This window comes from Erythrobacter sp., from assembly GCF_024305245.1.
GTDB lineage: Bacteria > Pseudomonadota > Alphaproteobacteria > Sphingomonadales > Sphingomonadaceae > Erythrobacter.
This window is the reverse complement of sequence record NZ_JAMWYX010000015.1, coordinates 32713-57400: the sequence shown is the minus strand read 5'-3', so window position 1 is coordinate 57400 and position 24688 is coordinate 32713. Positions and strand designations below refer to the sequence as shown.

General features: G+C 64.8%; 21 protein-coding genes. 10 read left to right on the top strand and 11 right to left on the bottom strand.

The features are described 5' to 3' along the window. Positions 1-118 precede the first annotated feature (118 nt). Both rpoN and lptB read right to left on the bottom strand, forming a co-directional pair. Positions 119-1621 (bottom strand): RNA polymerase factor sigma-54, encoded by a 1503-nt coding sequence (rpoN, locus tag Q0L48_RS15870; RefSeq protein ID WP_296722582.1) that lies wholly within the window; start codon positions 1619-1621, stop codon positions 119-121. A 39-nt stretch (positions 1622-1660) separates the two neighbouring features. Beyond that, the gene (gene lptB / locus Q0L48_RS15865) at positions 1661-2443 is read right to left on the bottom strand and encodes an LPS export ABC transporter ATP-binding protein (protein WP_296722580.1); all 783 of its coding nucleotides are present in this window, start codon (positions 2441-2443) and stop codon (positions 1661-1663) included. 251 nt (positions 2444-2694) lie between these two features. Between lptB and Q0L48_RS15860 the strand changes: the two genes are divergently transcribed. Continuing rightward, positions 2695-3072, top strand: a complete 378-nt coding sequence (locus Q0L48_RS15860) for a hypothetical protein (protein ID WP_296722577.1) — start codon at positions 2695-2697, stop codon at positions 3070-3072. Positions 3073-3240: 168 nt separating this feature from the next. Here the strand turns inward: Q0L48_RS15860 and ppa are convergent, their stop codons facing one another. Continuing rightward, on the bottom strand, positions 3241-3774 hold the full coding sequence (gene ppa / locus Q0L48_RS15855) for an inorganic diphosphatase (RefSeq protein ID WP_296722576.1): 534 nt from the start codon (positions 3772-3774) through the stop codon (positions 3241-3243). 122 nt (positions 3775-3896) lie between these two features. Between ppa and hisS the strand changes: the two genes are divergently transcribed. From hisS to Q0L48_RS15820, 7 genes are all read left to right on the top strand, one after another. After that, a complete protein-coding gene (gene hisS, locus Q0L48_RS15850; protein ID WP_296722574.1) occupies positions 3897-5147 on the top strand; it encodes a histidine--tRNA ligase in 1251 nt (416 codons plus the stop codon). Between the two features lie 115 nt (positions 5148-5262). Beyond that, positions 5263-6330, top strand: coding sequence for a peptide chain release factor 1 (prfA, locus tag Q0L48_RS15845; RefSeq protein WP_296722571.1), 1068 nt, complete (start codon positions 5263-5265; stop codon positions 6328-6330). 11 nt (positions 6331-6341) lie between these two features. Further along, positions 6342-7229 (top strand): peptide chain release factor N(5)-glutamine methyltransferase, encoded by an 888-nt coding sequence (prmC, locus tag Q0L48_RS15840; protein ID WP_296722570.1) that lies wholly within the window; start codon positions 6342-6344, stop codon positions 7227-7229. Between the two features lie 278 nt (positions 7230-7507). Further along, a complete protein-coding gene (locus Q0L48_RS15835; RefSeq protein WP_296722568.1) occupies positions 7508-8329 on the top strand; it encodes a DUF4167 domain-containing protein in 822 nt (273 codons plus the stop codon). Positions 8330-8405: 76 nt separating this feature from the next. Then, a complete protein-coding gene (gene lnt / locus Q0L48_RS15830) occupies positions 8406-9980 on the top strand; it encodes an apolipoprotein N-acyltransferase (protein ID WP_296722587.1) in 1575 nt (524 codons plus the stop codon). Between the two features lie 97 nt (positions 9981-10077). Continuing rightward, positions 10078-11301 carry a methionine adenosyltransferase gene (gene metK, locus Q0L48_RS15825; RefSeq protein WP_296722566.1) on the top strand — a complete coding sequence of 408 codons (1224 nt, stop codon included), beginning with the start codon at positions 10078-10080 and terminating at the stop codon, positions 11299-11301. Between the two features lie 22 nt (positions 11302-11323). Continuing rightward, positions 11324-12535, top strand: a complete 1212-nt coding sequence (locus Q0L48_RS15820) for a DUF418 domain-containing protein (RefSeq protein WP_296722564.1) — start codon at positions 11324-11326, stop codon at positions 12533-12535. On the opposite strand, the gene Q0L48_RS15815 is transcribed toward Q0L48_RS15820, so the two are convergent. Genes Q0L48_RS15815 through Q0L48_RS15795 form a run of 5 tightly spaced genes read right to left on the bottom strand, consistent with a single transcriptional unit; the run spans position 12532 to position 16898 of the window. Further along, positions 12532-13683, bottom strand: coding sequence for a CaiB/BaiF CoA-transferase family protein (locus tag Q0L48_RS15815; protein WP_296722562.1), 1152 nt, complete (start codon positions 13681-13683; stop codon positions 12532-12534). The genes Q0L48_RS15820 and Q0L48_RS15815 overlap by 4 nt on opposite strands. Before the next feature lie 2 nt (positions 13684-13685). Then, positions 13686-14573, bottom strand: a complete 888-nt coding sequence (locus Q0L48_RS15810) for an alpha/beta hydrolase (RefSeq protein WP_296722560.1) — start codon at positions 14571-14573, stop codon at positions 13686-13688. Further along, positions 14573-15223 carry a CoA transferase subunit B gene (locus Q0L48_RS15805; protein ID WP_296722558.1) on the bottom strand — a complete coding sequence of 217 codons (651 nt, stop codon included), beginning with the start codon at positions 15221-15223 and terminating at the stop codon, positions 14573-14575. Before Q0L48_RS15805 ends, Q0L48_RS15810 begins: the two co-directional genes overlap by 1 nt. 14 nt (positions 15224-15237) lie before the next feature. Then, entirely contained in the window at positions 15238-16176 is a 939-nt protein-coding gene (locus tag Q0L48_RS15800; protein WP_296722556.1) for a hypothetical protein, read from the bottom strand. Next, positions 16176-16898, bottom strand: a complete 723-nt coding sequence (locus Q0L48_RS15795; RefSeq protein WP_296722554.1) for a CoA transferase subunit A — start codon at positions 16896-16898, stop codon at positions 16176-16178. Before Q0L48_RS15795 ends, Q0L48_RS15800 begins: the two co-directional genes overlap by 1 nt. A 618-nt stretch (positions 16899-17516) precedes the next feature. On the opposite strand from Q0L48_RS15795, the gene Q0L48_RS15790 reads away from it, so the two are divergent. Continuing rightward, entirely contained in the window at positions 17517-19823 is a 2307-nt protein-coding gene (locus Q0L48_RS15790; RefSeq protein WP_296722551.1) for a CDC48 family AAA ATPase, read from the top strand. Between the two features lie 62 nt (positions 19824-19885). On the opposite strand, the gene Q0L48_RS15785 is transcribed toward Q0L48_RS15790, so the two are convergent. Both Q0L48_RS15785 and polA read right to left on the bottom strand, forming a co-directional pair. Beyond that, a complete protein-coding gene (locus Q0L48_RS15785) occupies positions 19886-20119 on the bottom strand; it encodes a hypothetical protein (RefSeq protein WP_296722549.1) in 234 nt (77 codons plus the stop codon). Beyond that, positions 20116-22989 (bottom strand): DNA polymerase I, encoded by a 2874-nt coding sequence (polA, locus tag Q0L48_RS15780; protein WP_296722548.1) that lies wholly within the window; start codon positions 22987-22989, stop codon positions 20116-20118. Before polA ends, Q0L48_RS15785 begins: the two co-directional genes overlap by 4 nt. A 110-nt stretch (positions 22990-23099) precedes the next feature. Here polA and Q0L48_RS15775 point away from each other — a divergent pair, with 110 nt between their 5' ends. Further along, entirely contained in the window at positions 23100-23510 is a 411-nt protein-coding gene (locus Q0L48_RS15775) for a hypothetical protein (RefSeq protein ID WP_296722545.1), read from the top strand. A 105-nt stretch (positions 23511-23615) separates the two neighbouring features. Here Q0L48_RS15775 and Q0L48_RS15770 read toward each other — a convergent pair whose 3' ends face one another. Next, a complete protein-coding gene (locus Q0L48_RS15770; RefSeq protein ID WP_296722543.1) occupies positions 23616-24650 on the bottom strand; it encodes a serine hydrolase in 1035 nt (344 codons plus the stop codon). Between the last annotated feature and the right edge of the window lie 38 nt (positions 24651-24688).

The window sequence follows — 24688 nt, the reverse complement described above, 5'->3', positions numbered from 1 at the left end:
TAATAAGACGTTTAGGCCGTTAACTTTTCGAAGTGAGTCTTTCGAGTCACACCTCGGCGGGTCGCAAAGGGCAGGGGCGGCGGGCCTTCATACCTGCTCTGCGCCGCCGGAAAAACTCCTAACGCAGCCCTGCCAGCTTCTTCGCCCTGCGCCGCTCGGCGCTCGATCCCAGCCCGATCGCCTCGCGATATTTCGCCACGGTGCGCCGGGCGAGGTCGAAGCCCTCGTGTCGGAGCATTTCGGCCAATTGCTGGTCCGACAGGATGTTTTTCACGGTCTCGGCATCGATCAGGGCCTTGATTCGCGCCTTGATCGCCGCGGATGATGCGCCTTCTCCGTCGGCCGACCCTACCCCGCTGGTGAAGAAATATTTCAGCTCGAACGTCCCGCGCGCGCAGGCGAGATATTTGTTGCTGGTCACCCGGCTCACCGTGCTTTCGTGCATTTCGATCTGCTCGGCCACTTCGCGCAAGGTCAGCGGGCGCAGTTCGGCCACACCGCGGCGGAAGAACCCGTCCTGCCGCTTCACGATTTCCGCAGCGGTCTTGAGGATGGTCTTCTGGCGTTGATCCAGCGCGCGAATCAGCCAATGCGCATCGGCCAGCTTCTCCTTGAGCCAGCCTTGTGACGATTTGTCCGCCGCACCCGTGGTGAGTTCGAGGAAATAGCCGCGATTCACGATCAGCTTGGGCAGGGTTTCCTCATTAAGCGCGATGTCCCAGCCGCCGGCTGCGTTGGCGGTGATCAGGATATCGGGCACCACGGTGCTGGTGGCCGACGGCGCGAAGGCGAGGCCGGGCTTGGGGTCGTAACTGCGCAATTCGCGCAGCATGTCGGCGAAATCCTCGTCATCCACCCGGCACAGGCGCTTCAGCCGCTCCACCTCGCCGCGCGCCACCAGTTCGAGGTTGGCGATCAGCGCCGCCATGCACGGATCGTATCGATCCGCCTCGCGCGCCTGAATCGCGATGCATTCCGCCAGACTGCGCGCGCCGACGCCGCTGGGGTCGAGCGTTTGCACCACGGCCAGCGCGTCTTCGGCTTCGAACAGATCGACGCCGAGATCGCTGGCGACCTCGTCGATCGGGGCGGCGAGGTAGCCCGCATCGTCGAGCAATCCGATAATGTGGCGCGCGATAAAGGCGCTGCGCGGGCCGGATGCGGCAGCGCCGATCTGGGATTCGAGATGTTCTGCCAGCGTCACTTCGGCGGCGCGCAGCTGCTCCCAATCGGGCATATCGCTGAAATCGGTGCCGTTTGATGCGGCCGCGCCCCATTCGGCATCCCGGCTGTTGCTGCCCGCGCCGTCACCGTCGCCGGTGTCCCAGTCGCGGTCGACCGAGGCGAGATCGAGCGGCGCATCGCCCTCACCGCCGCCCAGCGCCATTAATTGATCCGCGGGCGCATCTTCAGGCAGGACAACCGCGATCTCGCCGCGTTCCGGCTCGGCGCCGTCGGCTGGCCCGCCGGTGTCGAGCAGCGGGTTGGCCTCGAGCGCTTCGGCGATGAAGCTTTCGATTTCGAGGTTGGAGGCCGCCAGCAGCTTGATCGCCTGCTGCAACTGCGGCGTCATCACCAGAGATTGCGATTGCCGTAGGTCGAGGCGGGGGCCGAGAGCCATCAATCAGGCCCTAAACGGGGAAGGGGGTCGCCCCCTCCATCACAGCGTGAAGCTCTCGCCGAGATACAACCGCCGCACGTTTTCGTCCGCCACCAGCTCCTGCGGCGAACCGGCGAACAGCACCTGTCCGCCATAGATGATGCAGGCGCGGTCGACGATGTCTAGCGTTTCGCGAACATTGTGGTCGGTGATCAGCACCCCGATGCCGCGCGCCTTCAGATCGCGCACCAACTCGCGGATGTCGCTGATCGACAGCGGATCGATCCCCGCAAACGGTTCATCCAGCAGCATGATCGAAGGCTTGGCCGCCAGCGCGCGGGCGATCTCGCAGCGCCGCCGTTCCCCGCCCGACAGCGCCATCGCCGGGCTTTCGCGCAGGCGCGCAAGGCCGAATTCGTCGAGCAGCCGTTCCAGTTCGGCGGCGCGGGTGGTGCGATCCGGCTCGACCAGTTCGAGCACGCTGTTGATGTTCTGCTCCACGGTCATGCCGCGAAAGATGCTGGTTTCCTGCGGCAGATAGCCCAGGCCCAGGATCGCGCGGCGATACATCGGCAGCTTGGTCACATCCTCGCCATCCATCAGGATGCGGCCCGAATCCGGTTTGACCAGACCCATGATCGAATAGAAGCAGGTGGTCTTGCCCGCGCCATTGGGGCCGAGCAGGCCGAGCACTTCGCCCTTCGCCACGGTCAGCGAAATATCGGTCAGCACCGCGCGCTTGTCATAGCTCTTGGCGATCGAGATCACCTCCAGCCCGCTGCCTGTCGGGTGGCTTGCCGGGGCGGTGTCGGCCACCGCGTCGGGGGAAAGGGAGTCGTTCATCTCAGCGGTCTTTAGCAGCCTTGAGGGTTCAGAAAAGACCCGCAACGCGTTTGGCAGGTTTTTTGCTTTGTCACGGTGCCGACCGGTTGCCGGAGAAAGCGCGCGCGCAAACTAGCTGCGAATTCCGATGCTTGCCATGCGGATCATGCGCATAACGCAACAAAATGACGATTTTTTTCGCCTTATTGCAACCTTCGGCGCGCTTTGCGATACTGCCGCTATTGCATCACACCGTTGGGGATCGGCAAAAGATGGGCAAAGCAACCGAACAGCGACAGGGCATGGCCTCCGCCGGAACGCGCGCGCGCGACTGGCGCAAGGCGATGAGCGATCATGTCGCCTACGGCCTGCTGGTCTATACCGGCCTGCAGATTTTCGTGACGGTCAAGGCGCTGAGCGAGGGCACCTCCAGCCTGCTGCCCTATCTTGCGCTGATCGTTCTGGTGGCGGGCATCATCCCGGCGCTGCGCTGGTTCGAGGGTCGCTGGATCGGCCTGAACGACGATGAGGCTGCAGACGAAGCCTATGCCGCCGCCTTCCGCCGCGATGTGGCGGGATTGTGGACGCTGGCAATCGGGCTACCCTTCGCACTGGCGCTGGCGTTCAAGGGTTTGCTGAGCATTTTTTGATTGCAAGCGGCCCTGCGGTCCCTGGTGCGATTGGGATCAGCTCTCAACTTTTAGCATTGCTGCGATCTTCGGTCGCGCCAGCGACCGTGAGGGCACGCGCCCGAGCCGCAGGTGCCCCGTTGCGCAGCAACGGGAATAGCGCCGAGGATGCGCGCACGGAGGTGCGCGCTACTTCGAAGAAGCGTAACGCTCGATCGAATCGATCACGATCTGACGCGCTTCGGCGGCGTCGCCCCACTTGCCCACGCGCACCCACTTTTCGGTTTCCAGATCCTTGTAGTGCGTGAAGAAGTGCTCGATCTGCTGGAAGATAATCGAGGGCAGATCGCTCGTTTCGACCACGTCGGCGTAGTACGGGAAGGTCTCTTTCACCGGCACGCAGATCAGCTTTTCATCTCCGCCCTGTTCGTCTTCCAGATTGAGCACGCCGATCGGACGGGCGCGCACCACGCAGCCCGGGATGAAGGGCGAACGCGCGATCACCAGCGCATCGAGCGGATCGCCATCGGGGCTGAGGGTGTGCGGCACGAAGCCGTAATTGGCGGGATAGCGCATCGGCGTGTGCAGGATACGATCGACGAACAGCGCGCCGCTATCCTTGTCGAATTCGTACTTTACCGGCTCGCCGCCGGTCGGCACTTCGATGATGACGTTGAGATCTTCGGGTGGGTTTACGCCAGTCGGGATCTTGTCGATGCGCATGATGGTCTCTTCTGTTGGGGCCGCGCGTGTTCGCTGTCGGCGGAGAGGATGAAACTTGCTACGCCCCTTAATGCGCCGCGCAGGATTGCGAAAGACCCTGTGTAAGCCTAATCGCGCGCCATATGAGCAAGAAAACCCCGCAAGCTATTCGTGGCACCCAGGACATTTTCGGAAGCGACGCCGAGGCGTTCGCTTTTGTGGTCGAGACGTTCGAACGCGTGCGGCGGCTGTACCGCTTCCGCCGTGTGGAAATGCCGGTGTTCGAAAAGACCGAGGTGTTCGCGCGCTCGCTGGGCGAGACGACCGATGTGGTGTCAAAAGAGATGTATTCCTTCGACGATCGCGGTGGTGAGAGCCTGACCCTTCGGCCCGAATTCACCGCCGGGATTGCGCGCGCCTTCCTTACCAACGGCTGGCAGCAATATGCGCCGCTGAAGGTGGCGACCCACGGCCCGCTGTTCCGGTACGAGCGCCCGCAAAAGGGCCGCTACCGCCAGTTCCACCAGATCGACGCCGAAGTGATCGGCGCGGGCGAGCCGCAGGCGGATGTGGAGCTGCTGGCGATGGCGGATCAGCTCTTGAAGGAGTTGGGCATCGCGGACGTGACGCTGCACCTCAACACCTTGGGCGATGTGGAGAGCCGGGACGCGTGGCGGGCGGCTTTGATCGATTACTTCCGCGCGGTGAAGGATCAGCTGTCTAAGGACTCGCAGGATCGGCTGGAGAAGAACCCGCTGCGGATTCTGGATTCCAAGGATCCGCGCGACAAGCCGTTCCTCGCCGATGCGCTCAAGATCGACGCGTTTTTGTCTGACGAGGCGCGGGCGTTTTTCGCCGCTGTCACCAGCGGTCTGGATGCGGCGGGGGTGAAGTGGGTGCGCGCGGAAAGCCTTGTGCGCGGGCTCGACTACTATCGCCACACGGCGTTCGAATTCATCCCCGACGAGGGCAGTGCTTCGGCTGCGGCCTTGGGGAGCCAGAGCACGGTGCTGGGCGGCGGGCGTTATGATGGGCTGATGGAAAGCCTCGGCGGCGCGGCTACGCCTGCGGTGGGCTGGGCTGCGGGGATTGAGCGGCTGGCGATGCTGGTGGGGGCGCGGGAGGAGGCTAAGGCTGATGCTGTGATCGTGGTCGAGAACGATGAGCGTCTGGATGATGCTATTTCGTTGCTCGGCAAGCTTCGCTCATGTGGTTTCTCGGCTGAAATGATTGCCAGCGGCTCGCCCCGCAAGCGGTTCGACAAAGCCAAGAAGATCCCGGCGCACGCCCTTGTGTCCTTCGTAGTGACTGACGAAGGCTCTCCTATGCGCATTATGGGCGATGGCGGCGAATGCCACACAGCGGTCGAGAGCTTTATTCTGACTGGCCGTTAGCCTCCCTCGTCACCCTGAACTCGTTTCAGGGTCCATCGCGCCGCATTTACCGCGGCCCGCAACGGCAAAATGGATGCTGAAACAAGTTCAGCATGACGAGTGAGAGAAGATCGAAATGCAAATCCCCCCTGAACGCCTTGACCAGATCGCGCACCGCTTTGCGGAGCTGGAAGCGCGCATGGCTTCGGGCACTCTCGAGGGCGAGGCCTTTGTGCGCGCCTCCCGCGACTATGCCGAGCTTGAACCCGTCGCCAAGATTGCAGCGGAAGTGAAATCGGCGCGGGAGGAAATGGCGGGGCTTTCCGAAATGCTCGCTGACCCCGAAATGAAAGCCATGGCCGAGGAGGAACTCGGCGAAATCAAGGCCACGCTGCCCGATCTCGAACGCCGCCTCGCCATCGCGCTGCTGCCGCGCGACTCTGCCGACGCAAAGCCCGCGATGCTCGAAATCCGCGCCGGGACGGGGGGCGATGAAGCCGCGCTGTTCGCCGCCGACCTGTATCGGATGTACGAGAAATACGCCGCCGAACAGGGCTGGAAGGTCGAAGCGGTCAGCATCAACGCCTCCGACATCGGCGGCTTCAAGGAAGTGATCGCCAACGTCACCGGCACCGGCGTCTTCGCCAAGCTGAAGTTCGAAAGCGGCGTCCACCGGGTCCAGCGCGTCCCCGTCACCGAAAGCGGCGGGCGCATCCACACCAGCGCGGCGACCGTGGCGGTGCTGCCGGAGCCGGACGACGTGGATGTTTCGATCGAGGAAAAAGACCTCAAGATCGATGTTTACCGCGCGTCCGGCGCGGGCGGGCAGCACGTCAACACCACTGACAGCGCCGTGCGCATCACTCACCTGCCGACCAATACCGTCGTCACGTGTCAGGATGGCCGCAGCCAGCACAAGAACAAGGAAAAGGCGATGCAGGTGCTGCGCACGCGGCTGTATGATGCCCAGCGCGAGGCCACGCAGGGCGCCGAGGCCGAGGCGCGTAAGGCGATGGTCGGCAGCGGCGACCGTTCCGAACGCATCCGCACCTACAACTTCCCCCAAGGCCGCGTCACCGATCACCGCATCGGGCTGACCCTGCACAAGCTCGAAGAAGTGCTCGCCGGGCCGGGGCTGGCCGAACTGGTAGACGCGCTGATTGCCGAAGACGAGGGCAAGCGGTTGGCGGCGCTGGCTGAGTGACCGAGGGCGGAATGACCGTCGCCGAAGCCATCCGCGCCGCCGTAACGCGCCTCGCCGAAACCAGCGATACCGCGCGGCTCGATGCCGAACTGCTGATGGCGCACGCGCTGGGGGTGAGCCGGTCGGACATGCTGCTGCGGGCGATGCGCGAATCGGTGCCAGAAACCTTTGCCGCGCTGGTCGCGCGCCGCGAGCGCCACGAGCCGGTCGCCTACATCACCGGAACCGCCGAGTTCTACGGCCTCACCCTTGCCGTCACGCCTGCCACGCTGATCCCGCGCGGGGACAGCGAGACGCTGATCGAGGTGGCGCGCGAGGCTTTCGCCAACCGCCCCGCTCCGCGACGCATCCTCGATCTCGGCACCGGATCGGGGGCGTTACTGCTGGCGGCGATGTCGATCTGGCAGTCCGCCGAGGGAGTGGGTCTCGATCAATCAGCCGCGGCGCTGGTCGTGGCGATTGGCAATGCGCAAACACACGCCAATACGGCGATCGGGGTCATGGGAAATCGAGAGGCCGACCTTCCCATGCCTCGGCTTGATCGCGGGATGGCCCGATTTATCCAGCGCGACTGGCGCAAGCGCGGCTGGGCCGAGGATCTCGGCACCTTCGACCTCATCCTGTGCAACCCGCCTTACGTCGAGGCCGAGGCCGTGCTCGAGCCGCAGGTGCGCGACCACGAACCCGCCACTGCGCTGTTCGCCGGGCCGGAGGGGCTTGACGACTACCGCGTGCTGATCCCGCAGCTTGGCAAGCTGCTTGTGCCCGGCGGAGTCGCAGTGTTCGAGATCGGCGCGGGTCAGGCCGACGCGGTCAGCGCCATTGCCTCCGCCGCCGGTTTCACGCCCGAATTGCGTCATGATCTTGCCGGGCGACCGCGCGTTTTGACACTTCGTTGAAGGAAAAACCGCGTGGGGCTTGGCAAAGCGCTTATCCATCGCTACTTCGATCTCAGGACAGACGAATTGCGAAGGGCGCAAATCGCTGAGCCAAGCTCCACTTTTCGCTTGAAACGGCCGTCTGGGCACGTCCCCGGTCATGTCAGCGCGGAGCGCGCTTCACGCGTTGGCACGGCCGGACCGGCAATGCCAAAACGGTGAGGTGCAAGGACAAGGGGTCTGTTGGCCGCGCGTGCATTCGTATTTCGCACCGGGCCGCTGATTAAGGAACAATTTCCTTGAATAACAATCGCAATAACCGTCGCCGCGGGCGCGGGAACCGTCCGCAGGGCGGCAATGGCAACCAGCTTAACCGGATCGACAGCCGGGCGCGCGGCAATGCCCCCCAGATGCTCGAAAAGTACAAGAAGCTTGCGCAGGACGCCCATCACAATGGTGACCGCGTGCAGATGGAACAATATCTGCAGTTCGCCGATCACTATTTCCGCGTGATCGCCGACAACAAGGTGCGTCAGGACGAAACGCGCGGGCCGCGCCGCAATGACGACCGGGATCAGGCCGAAGAATACGGCGACGATGATCTCGATTTCGACCGCGGCCGCCGCAACGAGCAATCGTCGCGCACCCGCTACGAACAGCAGGATAATGATTCGCGCGGCGATCAGGCCGAAGGCGAGCAGGGGCAGGAGGGCGAATCCTCCGCGTCCGACGACCGGGGCAACGACCGCAGCGATGATCGCGGCGGGCAGCCGCAGCGCCAGCAGAGCGCCCGCCGTCAGCCGCGCAAAGCCCGTGAGGACAATCGCGGCGAACGCCCCGAACGTGCTCCCCGCGCAGAACGCAGCGAACGGGCCGAGCGTCCGGAACGCAGCGAGGCTCCGCGCACCGAAAAGCGCGCCGAGAAAGCGGCTGACAAGCCCGACGCCAAGCCCGCGCCGCGCGCTCGCAAACCGCGCAAACCTGCCGATGATAGCCGCGCCAACGAACAGGGCGGCATCGACAGCTCGATCCTGCCGCCTTCGATTCGCAGCGACGATTCGGACAGCAAGGCCGGCAATGGCTCCGGCGACAGCGACGGCACGCTCGAGGCGGTCGGCTGATTGATTGCTGGCACGGCGTAATCCCGTGACGCTTTCCGCAAGGCTGGGCGCTTGGTTCGACCCGATCTTGGCGCTGATGCAACGCCGACCGGCGCTGTCGGCGATTGCGTTGGGGCTGATTGCCGCCTGCGCCTATCCGCCGCTGCATCTGTGGCCGCTGGGCCTGGTCGCGCTGGCGGGGTTCGTGTGGCTGATCCACACCGCGCCCGATTGGCGTGGCGCGCTGTGGCGCGGATGGTGGTTTGGCTGGGCGCATCTGACGCTCGCGAATAACTGGATCGCCACCGCCTTCACCCATCAGGCCAAGATGCCCGAGGTGCTGGGCTGGGCGGCGGTGCCGCTTTTGTGCGTCTATTTGGCAATCTATCCCGCACTTGCGGCGCTGGCTTCGCACCTGTTGGCGCGGCGTGCACCATCGTGGGCGTTCGGACTGGTGCTGGCCGGGACGTGGACGCTCACCGAATGGGCGCGCGGGACGTTTTTCACCGGCTATCCGTGGCCGCCGCTGGGGCTGATGCTGCTGGGCGGATGGGAGACGCAGGGGCTGGCGCGCTATCTGCCTTTCTTCGGTACCTATGCGCTGTCCGGTCTCACCGTGTTTCTTGCTGCGGGCCTCGCCTTCGGACTTGCCGAACGGCGCTACGCGGCGACCGGCGGTTTCGCGGCCCTGATTGCGGCGGGGATGCTGTTTCCGGCAAGCGCTCCGCGCCCGAACAGCGACATCCGCTACACTCTCGTCCAGCCTTACCTCCCGCAGAGCGAGATCAACGATCCCGCCAAATTCGACGAGCAGTTCGCCCGGCTGACCGCCTTGAGCGCGGGCGCGCGCGACCAGTCGCGGATCGTGCTGTGGCCCGAGAGCGCGGTTCCCGACTACCTTGAGGAAGGCTATCCCGAACGCTTCTATCTGCAGATGACCGCCGGCGGCGATCCCGTGGTTGCCCGGCGGCGCATCGGCACGGTGATCGGCCCGCAATCGACGCTGCTGACCGGCGTGGTCAATCTCGACATTGCTCCGCTGGCGCACGGTACTCTGGGCGCGGTCAGCGCGCGCAATTCGGTGATGGCGATCGATGGTGCGGGTCAAATCAAGGCGCAATATGCCAAGGCGCATCTGGTGCCTTACGGCGAATATCTGCCAATGCGCCCGCTGCTGGAACCGCTCGGCATTTCGCGGCTGGTGGCGGGCAGCATCGATTACCTGCCGGGGCCGGGGCCGGGCACGCTCGATCTGGGTGAACACGGCAAGGCGGGCATCCAGATCTGCTACGAAATCGTGTTTTCCGGCGAAGTGGTCGATGATGCAAACCGCCCGGATTATGTCTTCAATCCCTCCAACGATGGCTGGTTCGGCCATTGGGGCCCGCCGCAGCATCTGGCGCAGGCGCGGATGCGGGCGATCGAGGAAGGGCTGCCGGTGCTGCGTTCGACCACCACCGGGATCAGCGCGGTAATTGATGCGAACGGGATCGTGCGCGGCGCTATCGCGCGGGGCAAGGCCGACGCGCTCGAAGGCTTCGTGCCCGCAGCCAAGCCGCCGACGCTGTTCGCGCGGGCGGGCCACTGGCTGACGCTGGCATGGGCCGCGCTGCTGATCGCGCTGGGACTGGCCCTGCCAAGAGCGCTTGCGCTGGCCCGCGCGCGCAGCTAGGGCGGTTCGGCACGAAGCCGGACATAAAGGTTTCCTTATATCTGCATAAGGTGCCGCGTCCGGCGGATAACCGATCATCACAGCCCCTGGGGGACTCATGCGCACCGAATACCTCTTCACCTCCGAAAGCGTCTCCGAAGGCCATCCCGACAAGGTATCCGACCAGATTTCCGACGCGATCGTCGATCTGTTCCTGTCGAAGGACGCCGAAGCGCGCATCGCCTGCGAAACGCTGACCACGACGCAATTGGTCGTGCTGGCCGGCGAAATCCGCTGCAAGGGCGTGTTCGAGAACGGCGAATGGGCGCCGGGCGCCGAGGAAGAGATCGAAGCGACGGTACGCGAAACCGTGAAGCGGATCGGATACGAACAGGACGGCTTCCACTGGGAAACCTTCCGCTTCGAAAACAACCTGCACGGCCAGTCTGCGCACATCGCACAGGGCGTGGACGCGGGCGACAACAAGGATGAAGGCGCAGGCGATCAGGGTATCATGTTCGGTTACGCGACCGACGAAACCCCCGATCTGATGCCCGCGACGCTGTATTACAGCCACAAGATCCTGCAGCGCATGGCGGCCGATCGCCACTCGGGCGTAGCCCCGTTCCTCGAACCCGATGCCAAGAGCCAGGTGACGCTGCGGTATGAAGAATCGCTCCCCGTCGCAGCGACCGCTGTGGTAGTTTCGACCCAGCACAAGCGAGGCTATTGCCTCACCGGCGAGCACGCCGATCCGGCCAAGTACCGCGAGCTGGAAACCTATGTGAAGCGCATCATTTCGGAGGTGATCCCCCCGGTGCTGCTGCGCGGGACGAAGTATTACATCAACCCGACCGGTGAATTCGAAATCGGCGGGCCGGACGGCGACGCGGGCCTGACCGGGCGCAAGATCATCGTCGATACCTATGGCGGTGCGGCTCCGCATGGCGGCGGTGCGTTCAGCGGCAAGGATCCCACCAAAGTCGACCGTTCGGCCGCCTACATCACCCGCTATCTGGCGAAGAACGTCGTGGCCGCCGGCCTTGCGACGCGCTGCACGATCCAGATCGCCTATGCCATCGGCGTGTCCGAGCCGCTGTCGCTGTATGTCGACACGCATGAAACCGGCACGGTTGGTGACGACACAATCGAACAGGCGCTGCTCGGCATCGCCAAGCTGGGCGGGCTGACCCCGCGCAGCATCCGCACGCATCTCGGCCTCAACAAGCCGATCTACCAGAAGACCGCCGCCTACGGCCATTTCGGCCGTCAGCCGGATGGTGATTTCTTCCCGTGGGAACGGCTCGATCTGGTCGATGATCTGAAGGCTGCGCTGGGCTGACATCCGGGCTAGGGCGTCAGCGATGGTGACGCCCGCCACCCCCTTATCCGGACAGCGGATCCTCGCGCTCGATGCGCTGCGCGGGATCGCGGTGATCGGGATCGTGGGGATGAATGCCCACGCGTTCGCGCTGCCGGGGCCGGCCTATTACAACCCGGTGGCCTATGGCGGCGACAGCGCGGGCGATTACTGGGTGTGGCTGGCGAGCGTCATCTTCATCGAGGACAAGTTCCGCACGCTGTTCGCAATGCTGTTCGGCGCAGGCTGCCTGATCCTGCTGGAAAAGGGCGGCGCGCCGGATCGCATTGGCCCGTGGCGGGCGCATTATGCGCGGATGCTGGTGCTGTTCGCTATCGGCCTTGTCCACGCCACGGTGTTTGCCAGCAATGATGTGCTGCGCGCCTATGCGCTGGCCGGGCTAGCGCTACCGCTGCTGGCCGGGCTATCGGCGCGGGGGCTGATCGCGGTCGCGATCGGGTTGATCACCGTGCATTTCGGGCTGGGTCTGGTGGCTTTCGGCGGGGCCGTGATCGATTTCCACGTCGGACGCATGACCAGCGACGCGATGCTGTTTGTCGAGCGCAATTTCGGCAGCGACCCCGCGCAACTCGCCGCGCTGCTGGAGCAGGGGCGCGAAGGGCTCGCTGACCGGATCGTGCGGCGCGGCGCGGCAATTCCCGCCCAGCTGACGACACTGGTCGCTTCGCTACCGCTCAATCTGGCGGCGATCACGCTCGGTATGGGGCTGTGGAAGGCGGGGATGCTGAAAGGCGAATGGCGCACTTTCCGGCTGCAACGGCTGGCAGGGGTTTGCGCGCTGATGGCGCTGCCTGGGCTGCTGGGGCTGGCGGCGTGGCAGGTGGCGCAAGGCTTTCCCGCGGCGCTGGCCGGGGCTGCGGCGCTGGTGCTGTCGGCGCCGTTCGATACGCTGCTGGGGGTCGCCTATGCCGCGCTGGCGATGGCTTTTCTGGGGGCCGATAACCCGGTGACGCGCACGCTTGCCGCCGTCGGCCGAATGTCGCTCACCAATTATCTGATGACCAGCGTGATCCTGTCGGCGGTCTTCGCTGCGTGGGGACTGGGGCTGTTCGGCGAGGTCAGCCGGTGGCAGGCATTCGCGCTTGGTTTGGTGCCGGTGGCCGCGATGCTGCTGTGGTCGCCGCCGTGGGTGGCGCGGGCCGGGCAGGGGCCGTTCGAGCGGCTGTGGCGTGCCGGAGCGAAGGTGCTGTCCTAACCGTCCTCGCCGTGCAGGGGCGAGGGCCGGTCGAGCGCGAGTTCGGCGTCGGAGAACACGAACGGGCTGCGCACCCCCGCCATCCCGCCAAGATCGACGCGCAATCCGCGCGCCACCACCTGCGGGTCGGCGAACACCTCGTCCAGCCGGTTGATCGGCCCTGCTGGCACTCCGGCACCGTGGCAGGCATCGAGCAAGCCTTGCTTCGTCCACGCAGCCGTCGCCGCCGCGATTGCGCCGTCCAGCGCCGCAGCATTCGCCGTCCGGTCGCCATTGGTCAGGAAACGCGGATCGGCGGACAGGGGGCCGAGGTCCAGCACATCCATCAGCTTGTGAAACAATCCGTCGTTCGCGGGCGCAAGGATCACGTGACCGTCGCTCACCGCGAACACCCCGTAAGGCGCGACCTGCGCATGGGCATTACCCATCCGCGGCGGATTGGTGCCGGTGGTGAGGAAATAGGTCGCCTGATTGGATAGCAGCGCGACCGAGGAATCCATCAGGCTGATATCGATCTGCTGACCTCTGCCTGTCCGCGCCCGCATCAGCAGCGCCGCCTGAATCCCGTTCGCCGCCCACACCCCGGTGGAAAGGTCGGAGATCGAAATGCCCATCTTGACCGGATGCCCCTCCGGCTCGCCGGTCAGCGACATGAACCCGCTCATGCCCTGCACCACGAAGTCATATCCCGCCTCGTGCGCGCGTGGGCCGGTCAGACCGAAACCGGTGATCGAGCAATAGACGAGACCCGCGTTGGCAGCGGCGCAGGCAGCGTAATCGAGCCCGAATTTGGCGAGGCTACCGGTCTTGAAATTCTCGATTACCACGTCGGCGTCAGCGATCAGCGCCTTGACCCGCGCCAGATCCTCCGCCGCGCCGAAATCGGCGATGATCGAGCGTTTGCCGCGGTTGCAGGCGTGGTAATAGGCGGCTTCGCGGTGGACTGTGCCGCTCGCATCGGTGCGTTCGACCCACGGCGGCCCCCACATGCGCGTGCCGTCGCCTTCGGGGCTTTCGACCTTGATCACATCCGCCCCGAGATCGGCGAGGATCTGCCCGCAGAACGGCCCCGCCAGTACGCGGGCCAGTTCGACCACCTTGAGGCCCGCCAGCGGTGCGTCGGAATTGCGGGGCTGCGTCAACCACATGGCTATTCGCCCATCTGCGCCTTCAGGAACCGGGCGCTGTCGGCCAGCACCGGGCCTTTGCTGCGGAACGGTTTGGACAGCGCCATCACCACCTCTTCGTGATCGAGCGGGCCGTAATTGATGACTTCCACCGGCGCGCCCAGCTCCCGCAGCTTTGCGGCAAGGTTGTTGGTGTTGCGCGGCCGCACGGTTTCGTCGCCCTCCGACGTCACCAGCACCAGCGGCGGCGCGTCGGCGCTGGCATAGGTGATCGGCTGCGTCTCCTCAGGCTGCGGCCATTGGCTGAACGCCGCGATCGAACGCGGGCTGTCGAACGGGTAGAAATCATACGGGCCGGACAGGCCGACCGCCGCTTTGACGTTGGACGGATCGGCTCCGGCCGCGACCAGCCGCTTGCTATCCAGCGCCAGCATGATCGCCTGATAGGCGCCTGCCGAATGGCCCATGAACGCGAGCCGCGTCGGATCGCCGCCGTATTGAGCGATGTTGTCCTCCACCCACGCCGCCGCCTCGGCCCCGTCGTCGAGGAAGGCGGGAAAGCGCACTTGCGGCACCTTGCGGTAATCGGGAATCACCACGAGAAAGCCCTGATTTGCCAGCGCGCGCCCGGCAAAGGCATAGGCGGTGCGGTCCCCCTTGGCCCAGCCGCCGCCGTACCAGAAGATCACCACCGGCAGATCGGCGTCGCTCGCCGCGCTCTCGGGCAACCAGATGTCGAGGCTCTGGCCGTGGCTGCCGAAAGCGACTCCCTCTGCCACCTGCCGCGCCCCCGCGCCGCCGCCCGCCGCCCGGTCATACAGCGACAGCAGCCGCGGGGGCGAGGTGAAGGCAAGGATCCCGCCGATCACGACGACCAGCGCAAGGGCGGCGACTGCAAGGACACGCCGCATCAGGCCACGTAACGCGCGGTTGTGGTCGCCGCGATATCGGCTTCGGTCACGCCCGGTGCCATCTCGATCAGCCGGAACGGCGAGGCATGGTCGGGCCGCTGGAACACGGCGAGGTTGGTGATGATCATGTCGACCACGCCCGCACCGGTCAGCGGCAGGGTGCATTCGGGAATGAACTTGGGACTGCCGTCCTTGGCGGTATGGTCCATCACCACGATGATCTTCTTGACGCCTGCGACCAGATCCATCGCGCCGCCCATGCCCTTGATCATCTTGCCGGGAATCATCCAGTTGGCGATGTCGCCGTTCTCGGCCACTTCCATCGCGCCCAGCACGGTCAGGTCGATATGCCCGCCGCGAATCATCGCAAAACTGGTCGCGCTGTCGAAATAGGCGCTGTGCGGCAGTTCGCTGATGGTCTGCTTGCCCGCGTTGATCAGGTCGGGATCGACCTCGTCATCATAGGGGAACGGGCCGATGCCGAGCATCCCGTTCTCGCTCTGCAGCGTCACCAGCATCCCTTCGGGGATGTGATTGGCCACCAGCGTCGGGATGCCGATGCCGAGATTGACGTAGTAGCCGTTTTTCAGTTCGCGCGCGGCGCGGGCCGCCATCTGGTCGCGGCTCCAGCCTTCGGGAAGCGTGGTCATTGGTGCTGGTGTCCTTACTTGGCCGCGGGGAGGGCCGCAGGGAATAGGGGCTCGATCAGGAACCACCCGTCGCCGATCGCGGTTTCGATCGCAGCCCCCGCTTCGGGATTTTTGAGATATTTGAAGCGTTCGTCGAAATCGGCCTTTTCGTCGCCGGCGATCGCGACGATGCAGGACGTTGCGGCGAGCGATTCCTTGCGCGACTGTTTAAGGTCTTTGGGGTTGCGTTGCAGCGAGACGATATCCTCCCCGCGCGGGTCGAGGCCGGATTGCTCCAGCGTGGTGCGCACGGCACCGATCTGGCTGACCGGCACGTCGGATACCCAGGCGATCTGCACCCCGGCTTCGCGCAAGACCGCAAGCCCGAGCGCCAGACCATCATTCTTCACGATTTCGGCAGGCCGGGCGAAGAGGCCGCCTTGCGGGTCAAGAACGACGACCGCCACCGGCTGTTCGCCTGCATCGCAGCGCTTGCGCATGCCATCGAGCGCGATCGGATCGGCCAGCATCGCGGAAAGCGGCCTGCTGGCCTGCGCGCTGACCGCTGCCACGCCGCTACCATAGCGCACGAACTGGGCGAAGCCGAACCGCTCGGCGCGCGGTGCAGCGCTCGGCAAGACCGTGGCGGCTGAAATGGCTGGCGCAGCAGCGTTCGTGGTCGGGGCGCTTGGCACCGGAGCGACCGGCGCGGCGACTGCGGGAGCAGGTGCGGCAGCAGGGGCCGCAGCGGTTGTCGCTGCAGGCACGACCGTAATCGATGGCGCCGGAACCGGAGCGGCAGCCGCAATATCGGTTACGGGTCTGCTGGGCGCAGTCTGGTCCGGCCCCTGGCCATCCACGCGGCTGCCCACCATTGCAGTGCCAGCCAGCGCAGGGATCGCCACGGCAATACACCCGGAAAGCGATGTCCTTGCCAAAACCAGCAAGGGTAGCAAAACGATCCTGCGGTTCATCACGCCGTCTCCCTCTCCCGAACAGTACGGAACTCGATTCTTTTGTCATAGGGCGCGCCGCACACGATCCGGTTCACGAACACCCCGGCAAGGTGGATCTGATCGGGCTTGAGGCTGCCTGCGGGCACCACTTCCTCGACCTCGGCGACGCAAATCTTGCCGCAGGTCGCAGCGGGCAGGTTGAAATTGCGCGCGGTCTTGCGGAAGATGAGGTTGCCGGTTTCGTCCGCCTTCCACGCCTTGACGATCGACAGGTCGGCAAAGATGCCGCGTTCGAGGATGTAGGTCTGCATCACGCCGTCACGATCGGGAAAGTCCTTGTGTTCCTTGCCTTCGGCCACCGCGGTGCCGACGCCCGTGCGGGTGTAGAAGCCCGGAATTCCTGCGCCGCCTGCCCGCATCCGTTCGGCCAGCGTGCCTTGCGGACAGAATTCGACTTCGAGCTCGCCGGAAAGATACTGCCGCTCGAACTCCTTGTTCTCGCCGACATAGGAGCTGATCATCTTCTTGACCTGCCGGGTGCGCAGCAGCTTGCCGATGCCTTCGTTGTCGATCCCGGCATTGTTGCTGGCAAAGGTCAGTCCCGTCACGCCGCTGTCGCGAATCGCGTCTAGCAGCCGTTCGGGAATGCCGCACAGGCCGAAACCCCCTGCGGCAATCAGCATGTCATCACTCAGAACGCCTTCCAGCGCGCTGGCGGCATCGGGGTAAAGCTTTGTCATCGGGCCTGCCTGACTTGATTTGTGTTCAGCACGGACAATCCCAGCGGGATATCCCGAGGGTGATTAGTGCGTTCGGGCGCCGCTGTCACCACCGGGGCTACGCGAAGTTGAAAGCTAGTTCATGTTGCGGCGCAATATGACAAGTATGACATTTTTTGCCTACAAGTTGACCGAATGCCCGATTTTTAGGCAGAGAATGTGCGTTTCTGACACCAGCGGCTGTCCGCAACGCCTGCTAGTTGCGTGTGTTGCAACCTCACAAGCGCTTTACGCACTTGCACAAATTCCGAATCTGCTGCAAATGCGAAGTGCCTTTTAGGCATCCTCTCCCAAACTTATGAGCCCGGCCTCAGTGCCGGGCTTTTTTTGCCCGGTGCAATCGTAAGGCGTGCCGGGCTTTTTTTGTCCGGCACAATCGTGAGGCGTGAAGGGCTTTTTCGCCCGGCGCAGATCCGCGATGCGCCGTCGTCTTTCCGGACGAGAGCGACCTGTGGCGCATCCACGGTTTCGCTTACCTGCCGTCTGCGGCAGCCCGGCCAAGCTTGATTGCAATCGCCGGGGGCCATGCCTAGCTAATCGTGCACGTCACGCAAACACAGGCAAGCGCAGGAACACCCCATGGCCGAAGCAGAAACCTCCGCGCCCACACGCACCGTCCGCTTGCAGGTCGCGCCTGCACGGCAGGAGGAATCGGGGCAGGGCATCGCCCGCATGCCGCGCTCGGCGTTCCAGAAGCTCGGCATTACCGAGGGCGATGTGGTCGAGATCGTCGGCAAGCGCACCACCGCCGCGATCGCGATGGCCGCTTACCCCGAGGATGATGCGCTCGACGTGGTGCGGCTCGACGGGTTGCAGCGCGGCAATGCCGAAGCCGGATCGGGCGAGCATGTCGAAATCGCCCGCGCCGAATCGCGCCCTGCCACCCGCGTCGTATTCGCCCCGGCGCAGCGTGAAATGCGGCTGCAGGGGCCGACTCAGGCGCTGAAGCGCAATTTCTCCGGGAAGCCGCTGTTCGCGGGCGATCTGGTCGCCACCACCGGCCAGCAGCCGGTGCAGAACATGCCGTCCGACGTGCGCCAATTGCTGCGCGCGCCCGCCTATGCGCTGACCCAGATCCGGCTGTCGGTGCATTCGACCAGCCCCAAGGGCATCGTCCACATCGATGAGAACACCGAGGTCGAACTGCGCGCCGAGTTCGAGGAGCCGCGCGATGGCCGTGCGGTCGTCAACTATGACGATGTCGGCGGGATGGAGGACACCATCCGCCAGCTGCGCGAGATGGTCGAACTGCCGCTGCGCTATCCCGAATTGTTCATCCGCCTCGGCGTGGAACCGCCCAAGGGGGTGTTGCTGCACGGCCCGCCGGGCACCGGCAAGACCCGCCTCGCGCAGGCGGTGGCGAATGAAAGCGACGCGGAATTCTTCACCATCAACGGCCCTGAAATCATGGGGTCGGGTTACGGCGAGAGCGAAAAGCGCCTGCGCGAAGTGTTCGAGGAAGCCAGCCGCGCCGCGCCCGCGATCATTTTCATCGACGAGATCGATTCGATCGCGCCCAAGCGCACGCAAGTGCCTGGTGAGGCGGAAAAGCGCCTTGTCGCGCAGCTGCTGACGCTGATGGACGGGCTGGAGCAGCGCGCCAATCTGGTCGTCATCGCCGCCACCAATCGCCCCGATGCGATCGACGAGGCGCTGCGCCGTCCGGGCCGGTTCGACCGCGAGATCGTGATCGGCGTGCCCGATGAACGCGGGCGGCGCGAAATCCTCTCGATCCACACCCGCGGGATGCCGTTGGAAGAAACGGTCGACCTGAAGGAATTGGCGCGCGTCACGCATGGCTTCGTCGGTGCGGACATCGCCGCGCTCACCCGCGAGGCGGCGATCGAGGCAGTCCGGCGGATCATGCCGCGGCTCAACCTCGACGAACGCACCATCCCGCAGGACGTGCTGGAGGATCTGTGCGTGTTGCGCGACGATTTCCTCAGCGCGCTTAAACGCGTCCAGCCATCGGCCATGCGCGAGGTGATGGTGCAGGTACCGAATGTCGCGTGGAGCGATATCGGCGGCGCGGGCGAGGCGATCGACAAGCTGAAGGAGGGGATCGAACTTCCCCTGAAGAACCCCGACGCGTTCCGGCGGCTGGGCATCCGGCCCGCGAAAGGCTTCCTGCTCTACGGCCCGCCGGGCACCGGCAAGACCCTGCTGGCGAAAGCCGTGGCGAAAGAGGCCGAGGCGAATTTCATCTCGATGAAAAGCTCGGACCTCTTGTCCAAATGGTACGGCGAAAGCGAACAGCAGATCGCGCGCCTGTTCGCCCGCGCCCGCGCTGTGGCGCCGTGTGTGGTGTTCATCGACGAGATCGACAGCCTGGTTCCCGCACGCGGTAGCGGGCAGGGCGAACCGCAGGTGACCGGCCGCGTGGTCAACACCATCCTTGCCGAAATGGACGGGCTGGAGGAGTTGCAATCGGTGATCGTGATCGGCGCAACCAATCGTCCGACGCTGGTCGATCCGGCGCTGCTGCGTCCGGGCCGGTTCGACGAACTGGTCTATGTCGGCACCCCTGACAAGGCGGGACGCGAGCACATCCTTGGCATCCACACGGAAAAGATGCCGCTGGCGAACGGCGTCAATCTGGCGGCGCTCGCGGACAAGACCGAGCGCTTTACCGGCGCCGATCTGGAAGACCTGGTGCGCCGCGCCGGCCTGTCCGCGTTGCGGCGAGTGGGCGGCGACGTGAGCGAAGTCAGCCAGCAGGATTTCGACGAGGCGCTGAAGGATTCGCGTGCCACCGTCACCGAGGCGATGGAGAGCGAATACAAGAAGATGCGCGGCGAGCTGAAAAAGCGCGCTGCCGAGGTGCAGCCGATCGGCTTCATCACGCCCGAAATGCTCACACCGACGCGCGAGAAGAAGCACGATTGAGGTGGCGACCTTCCGCTAATGATTCACGTGAAACATTAGCGGAACATTGCTCTATCGTCGCTCTATCGGTTTCGCGCCATCAGCCCCGCGACCATCCCGACCAATCCCGCAGCGACAGCAAGCATCGCATAGGCATCAACCGATTGCTGGTGCACGACCACGGCGGTTTCGGGATCGAAATAGCGGCCTTCGCTGTTGAAGGGCAGGGTCCGGCGCGCATTCCAGATCAGCGCGCTACCGAAGGCGATGCCCAGTCCGGCCAGTGAGGCCAGTATCAGCAGGCCTCGCCGGATCAATGCGCCGCGTCCCAGCTTGCGCCGGTGCCGATATCGATGCCGAGCGGAACCGTGAGGTCGACCGATGGTAGCGCGGCTTCGGCCATGACCCGCCTGATGATCGGGGTTGCCGCTTCGACGCGGGCTTCGGGCAGTTCGAACACCAGTTCATCGTGCACCTGCAGCAGCATCCGCACATCGTGCAGACCTTCGTCTGCCAGCGCCGGGAGCATCCGCACCATCGCGCGTTTGATGATGTCCGCGCTGGTGCCCTGAATCGGTGCGTTGATCGCGGCGCGCTCCGACCCCTGCCGTTCGGCCTGGTTCTTTGAATTGATCCGCGGGAACCATGTCTTGCGGCCGAACAGCGTCTCCGAATACCCGCAGGCCCGCACACTTTCGAGCGTTTCGTGGATATAGCGCTGGATGCCGGGGAAGCGCTGGAAATAGGTGTCGATCATCGCCTGCGCCTCGTCCGGCGCGACTTCGAGCCGGGTCGCCAACCCCCAACGCGAGATGCCGTAAAGGATGGCGAAGTTGATCGTCTTGGCCCGCGCCCGGGTGTCGCGGGTGACTTCGCCGAACATCTCGCGTGCGGTGCGAGCGTGGATGTCCTCGCCCGCCGCGAAAGCCTCCTTCAAGCTGTCGACGTCGGCCATGTGCGCCGCCAGCCGCAGTTCGATCTGCGAATAATCCGCCGCCAGCAAGACGTTGCCGGGTTCGGGAACGAAAGCCTCGCGGATCTGGCGGCCGATGGCGGTGCGCACCGGGATATTCTGCAAATTGGGATCGGTCGAGGACAACCGCCCGGTCTGCGCGCCGACCAGACTGTAACTGGTATGGACGCGGCCCGTCGCCGGGTTGATCGCGGCCTGCAGCGCGTCGGTATAGGTCGATTTCAGCTTGGCGAGCTGCCGCCATTCCAGCACCTTGCGGGCGATCGGCGCGCCGTCTGCGGCAAGCTTTTCCAGCACCGAGACATCGGTCGAATACTGCCCGCTCTTGCCGCGCTTGCCGCCCTTGTGGCCGAGCTTGTCGAACAGGATATCGCCCAATTGCTTGGGGCTGCCGACGGTGAATTCCTGACCTGCGAGTTCGTGGATTTCACCCTCCAGCCGGCCGATCTCGACCGCGAATTCCTCCGACAGTTTGGCGAGGCGCGCACGGTCGACGCGGATGCCTTCGCGCTCCATCGCCGCCACCACCGGGATCAGCGGGCGGTCGACCCGTTCATGGATGCGCGTCCCGCCCTCGCTGGCGAGGCGCGGCTTGAGGTGGCGATAGAGCCGCAAGGTCACGTCGGCATCCTCGGCGGCGTATAGCGTGGCGCGGTCGATTGCGACTTCGCTGAACAGGATCGCCTTCTTGCCGGTGCCGCACACATCCTTGAACGGGATCGGGCTGTGGCCGAGGTGGCGCTGGCTGAGTTCGTCCATACCGTGCCCGCCGCCCATGCCTTCCTCGCCGCGCCCGGCATCGAGCGCGAAGCTGATCACCATGGTATCGTCGATGGGGGAAACGCCGATCCCCTGACGGGCGAGGACGTTGAGATCATACTTGCCGTTCTGGAACACCTTGAGGACGGAATCGTCCTCCAGCAGCGGCTTGAGCGCGGCGAGCGCGGCCTGCATCGGCACCTGCTCGGGCTTTTGCGCGAACATGTCGTCCCCGCCGTGGGCCAGCGGGATGTAGCAGGCATCGTTGGGGCCGATCGCCAGACTGACGCCGCACAGATCGGCGCGCATCGCGTCGAGCGAGGTTGTCTCGGTATCCACCGCCACCAGCCGCGCTGCTCGGGCGCGGGCGATCCAGCCTTCGAGCTGCTCCAGCGTCTGCACGGTCCGATAGGCGCTGTGATCGATGGGGGGCATGTCCGGCAGGGGCTGCTGGCTGGCCCCGTCATCGCCGTTGCCCTTGGCGATATCGCCAGCCGTCGTCGGTTTGGGCGGATTGAGATCGGTCTTTCGCGCCGGGCTGCCATTGCCGCCGCCCAGCCGCCTCAGCAGCGACGTGAAGCCGTGCTTTTCGAGGAAAGCGGCAAGCGGCTCGGGCGGGATCTTGCCGAGCTTCATCTCGTCGATCGGCTGGGGCAGAGTGCAATCCTCTTTCAGCGTCACCAGCACCTTGCTGAGTTCGGCGTCGGCCCGGCTTTCGATCAGGCGTTCCCTGAGCTTGGTCGGCTTCATGTCTGGCGCGGCGTCGAGCGCGGCGGTGAGCGAGCCGTGTTCGGCGATAAGCTTGCTCGCGGTCTTGGGGCCGATGCCGAAGATGCCGGGCACATTGTCCACGCTGTCGCCCATCAGCGCCAGCACATCGCCCACCAGCTCGGGCGGCACGCCGAATTTCTCCTCGACCTCCTCAAGGTAGATGCGCTGGTTCTTCATCGTGTCGAGCATGTCGATACGGGCCGGACCGTGCGGGCTGTCGGCCTCGCCCACCAGCTGCATCAGGTCCTTGTCGGACGACACTATGGTCACGTCCCACCCCATGCGCTGGGCTTCGCGGGCGTAGGAGGCGATGATGTCGTCGGCCTCCAGCCCCGCTTCCTCGATACAGGGCAGGCTGAAGGCGCGCGTGGCATCGCGGATCAGCGGGAACTGCGGGACGAGATCTTCCGGCGGATCGGGGCGGTTGGCCTTGTACTGGTCGTAGATGTCGTTGCGAAAGCTGATCGATCCGGCATCCAGAATCACGGCAAGGTGCGTCGGCCCCTCGGCTTCGTCGAGATCGGCGGCGAGCTTCCACAGCATCGTCGTATAGCCATAGACCGCGCCCACAGGAGTTCCCTCGGGGTTGGTGAGCGGCGGCAGCCGGTGATAGGCCCGGAAGATATAGGACGATCCATCGACGAGATAGAGATGTTGCTTGGTGGATTCTTGGGGTTCGGCCATGCGGTCTGCTAGCACCCGCAAGCTGTGCGGGGTAGCCGGTTTTCTTGAGGGTTCCGCCCCCGTCACCTGTCCTGAGCGAGGCAGTTGGCCTGCCCAATTATGGCGAGAAGATGGCAGAATTTGGGCGGCTACGCCTTATTTGCCTTGCATTGCCTCAATCCTGCCATTATTTGAGACCTCGAACCGGGGTTCAGATTCCGGTTTCGCCACGCTCCGAAAAAGGCGTGGGGTATTCATCGAACAAGGATTTCAGAATTATGCGCAAGATCATTCTCGCCGCCGCCATCGCCACTTCGGCTCTGGGTCTCGCTGCTTGCGGTGAAACCGCCACCACCGAAGAAGCCGCCACCGAAGAAATGGCTGCTGACGCCGAAGTCAACGCCGACGCTGCCGTGATGGAAGCCGAAGCTGCTGTCGACGCGACCGCTGAAGAAGTTGCTGATGCGACCGCCGAAGGCGCCGAAGCTGCTGCCGACGCCGCTGCTGACGTGGCTGCCGAAGCTGAAGCTGCTGCCGAATAATTCGGATTGATCGCGCCGCCCCGGCGGTGCAGATCAAACAGAAGGGCGGTGCCGCGAGGCGCCGCCCTTTTTGTTTGCCTTCTCAGGCCTCAGGCCGCAGCGGCATCAGCCGCCGGTGTTGTAAGGTGCTGCCGTCCAGTTGCGCACCGGGTTCTGCTGCTTGGCGCGAACGGTGAAGCCATCATACAGCGCGCGCGCAATCGCCGCGATCCGCTGCTCCCGCGCAAGGCGCGTGCCTTGGCCAGTGACATAGATCGCCACCGCAATGGTGCGACCATCGGGGCATTCGATCAGGCCGATATCGCTGGATGTGTTGTAGAGCGAACCGGTCTTGTGGCTCACCCGCGCATCGTCCGGGATGTGGGCAACGATGCGGCGCTTGCCCGTCACCGTACGGCTCATCGCGGAGAGAATGACGCGGCGGCTTTCGTCCGACAGGTAATCGCCGCGGTAAAGCCCCGACAGCAATTGCGCCATGGCACGCGGGGTCGCCGCGTCGCGCGTGTCGATATGGTTCGCCGGATTGAATTCGCCATCGTCGCGCACCAGTGTGGCGATGTCGCGGTTGATGCTGAATTCATTGATGCCGTTACGGCGCACCCAGTCGGTCACCACTGCCGGCCCGCCGACCGCTGCGAGCAGCGCATCGGTTGCCGGGTTGGACGACCGGGTGATCATGATCTCGATCAGGTCGATCGCGGGCATGTACTGCCCTTCGCGCACGGGCGCACGCGACGAAGAATATTTCGCCGAGCGCACCGGCAGCATCAGCGGGAATTCCGACGTCAGCGAATACCGGCCCTGTTCGACCATTTCGAGGAAAGTCGCAGCCACCGCGATCTTGCTGGTGGAGGCCATCGGAAACAGCTGGTCGCCCAGCACCATGATTTCCTCGCCCGTGGCCAGATCGACCGCGGCCACGCCGATGCGGCCCTGCGCGGGATCGGCCAGTTCGGCAATCCGCTGCGCAAAGCTGTTGGCGTAGATCGCCTCGAAGCTTTCTGGTTGGCGCGGATCGGTGCCGAATGCCTGATCGAAGTTTGCTTGCAGCTCGTTGGCGCCTGCCTGCGCCGGCATGGCGAGCATCGCGAAGGCGGCAGCAAGGCCGGTGACGAAAGCGGAAAGGCGGGTGCGTACCATGGCCTGATGTTACTCCTTCATGGTTGCCGGCAACTTAA

Excerpts from the sequence above, each read along its gene's own strand:
- polA (WP_296722548.1), bottom strand. The coding sequence starts at position 22,989 with ATGGCCGAACCCCAAGAATCCACCAAGCAACATCTCTATCTCGTCGAT.
- Q0L48_RS15775 (WP_296722545.1), top strand. The coding sequence starts at position 23,100 with ATGGCAGAATTTGGGCGGCTACGCCTTATTTGCCTTGCATTGCCTCAA.
- metK (WP_296722566.1), top strand. The coding sequence starts at position 10,078 with ATGCGCACCGAATACCTCTTCACCTCCGAAAGCGTCTCCGAAGGCCAT.
- Q0L48_RS15800 (WP_296722556.1), bottom strand. The coding sequence starts at position 16,176 with ATGAACCGCAGGATCGTTTTGCTACCCTTGCTGGTTTTGGCAAGGACA.
- Q0L48_RS15820 (WP_296722564.1), top strand. The coding sequence starts at position 11,324 with ATGGTGACGCCCGCCACCCCCTTATCCGGACAGCGGATCCTCGCGCTC.
- Q0L48_RS15805 (WP_296722558.1), bottom strand. The coding sequence starts at position 15,223 with ATGACCACGCTTCCCGAAGGCTGGAGCCGCGACCAGATGGCGGCCCGC.
- lnt (WP_296722587.1), top strand. The coding sequence starts at position 8,406 with ATGCAACGCCGACCGGCGCTGTCGGCGATTGCGTTGGGGCTGATTGCC.
- rpoN (WP_296722582.1), bottom strand. The coding sequence starts at position 1,621 with ATGGCTCTCGGCCCCCGCCTCGACCTACGGCAATCGCAATCTCTGGTG.
- hisS (WP_296722574.1), top strand. The coding sequence starts at position 3,897 with ATGAGCAAGAAAACCCCGCAAGCTATTCGTGGCACCCAGGACATTTTC.
- Q0L48_RS15815 (WP_296722562.1), bottom strand. The coding sequence starts at position 13,683 with ATGTGGTTGACGCAGCCCCGCAATTCCGACGCACCGCTGGCGGGCCTC.
- prmC (WP_296722570.1), top strand. The coding sequence starts at position 6,342 with ATGACCGTCGCCGAAGCCATCCGCGCCGCCGTAACGCGCCTCGCCGAA.
- Q0L48_RS15790 (WP_296722551.1), top strand. The coding sequence starts at position 17,517 with ATGGCCGAAGCAGAAACCTCCGCGCCCACACGCACCGTCCGCTTGCAG.
- Q0L48_RS15770 (WP_296722543.1), bottom strand. The coding sequence starts at position 24,650 with ATGGTACGCACCCGCCTTTCCGCTTTCGTCACCGGCCTTGCTGCCGCC.
- ppa (WP_296722576.1), bottom strand. The coding sequence starts at position 3,774 with ATGCGCATCGACAAGATCCCGACTGGCGTAAACCCACCCGAAGATCTC.
- prfA (WP_296722571.1), top strand. The coding sequence starts at position 5,263 with ATGCAAATCCCCCCTGAACGCCTTGACCAGATCGCGCACCGCTTTGCG.
- Q0L48_RS15860 (WP_296722577.1), top strand. The coding sequence starts at position 2,695 with ATGGGCAAAGCAACCGAACAGCGACAGGGCATGGCCTCCGCCGGAACG.
- Q0L48_RS15810 (WP_296722560.1), bottom strand. The coding sequence starts at position 14,573 with ATGCGGCGTGTCCTTGCAGTCGCCGCCCTTGCGCTGGTCGTCGTGATC.
- lptB (WP_296722580.1), bottom strand. The coding sequence starts at position 2,443 with ATGAACGACTCCCTTTCCCCCGACGCGGTGGCCGACACCGCCCCGGCA.
- Q0L48_RS15795 (WP_296722554.1), bottom strand. The coding sequence starts at position 16,898 with ATGACAAAGCTTTACCCCGATGCCGCCAGCGCGCTGGAAGGCGTTCTG.